We start from the raw sequence: 1,160 nt of genomic DNA, 5'->3' as shown, positions 1-1,160 counted from the left end.
GGACGGCGTGGTCCGCCTGATCGGCGAGTCCCAGATGATCGTGGGCACCGGCGTCAACCTGGACCATTTCGTCTCCGCCATCGCCAACTGGACCCAGGCGTCGGTCGGCTTCGAGCAGTGGATCGCCAAGCGTCTCGGGGACCAGCCGGAGGAGCTTTGACCGAGTCGGTGAGGAGGCCGTGAACTGCCACCCCTGGCAGTCTGTTCGTAGAGCTCCTGGCTGATCTTGCGACAGGTCTGTTAAGCGCAAGAGCGGGCAGCCTCGATGCTGCCGAATCGAGTCAGCCGGGCCGGGAGATCGGGGCGGCGGCGCGCTGCGGTGTCCGTGCGCCGAGCTCCTTCGAACGCCGGGCCCGCGTTGGCCGGCCGAGGTGAACAGCCCACGGACAGAACGTTGTTGCCGACGGTGACGGAAAGCGGGTCGTTGCGCTTCCTCGGGAAGTGGTGCGCCGGGGGTGTGGGGCACCGAGTGCAGCGGGTGGCAGAGGTGCTCGTCGGCCCAGAGCGTGGTCACCGTGACGACGCCGTTGTCGGTCTTGCCGAGTCGGCCAAGCCACTGCCGCCCGACGTGGGCGGTCACCGTGCTGTCCTTGCGGTCCCCGGAGTCGTCGATGACCAGCACGCCCCGGTCGTGCGGCGTGGGGGCCGGGTCCGCGACCAGGAGCTCAAGCCGACGGGCGTTGACCTGCTCGAACTTCCAGGTCGACTCCGACAGGAAGAACTGCAGCCGCTGCACCGCCGGGTGCTGGGCACCGGTCACCGGTTCCGCCCCGGCCAGCGTGGTGAGCGTCTTGTTCCGGTCTCGTGGCAGCAGCAGACCGGTCAGGTACTCCCGGAATCCCCGTCACCCGGCCGGGCCACTCCCGATCGCGGCCAACGCTGACCGGTGGCCGGAGCGCAGCGAGATCCACGTCGCGGCTCGCGTCTGAGCCGCCGGCGGACCGGGACGGCGAAGCCCGGTCATCGGCCAGATCGCTGAGATTGTTGTCCGCGGACAACAGCCGACCGGCGAGACGGCTGGAGCAGCCGGTCCCGGTCGGACACGTGTACCAGCACCAGCCGGGCGTGCACGAGGTCGAAGCCGGGCCTGGGCCGTTCATCGCGGCCGACATCGTGGAGTCTTAGTGGCTGTTGTCGTTCCGATCTTGAGGGGCACCGGT

1 protein-coding gene is annotated in these 1,160 nt (G+C 69.3%); it reads right to left on the bottom strand.

All coding sequences use genetic code 11. The features are described 5' to 3' along the window. A partial coding sequence (locus tag AA75_RS52450; RefSeq protein WP_233289207.1) for a transposase occupies nt 1-778 on the bottom strand: 778 nt, incomplete at its 3' end. Nucleotides 779-1,160: the final 382 nt, after the last annotated feature.

Origin of the sequence: Kitasatospora sp. MBT63 (assembly GCF_000710465.2) — a bacterium.
Lineage (GTDB): Bacteria > Actinomycetota > Actinomycetes > Streptomycetales > Streptomycetaceae > Kitasatospora.
This window is presented reverse-complemented; position numbering and strand designations above follow the sequence as displayed.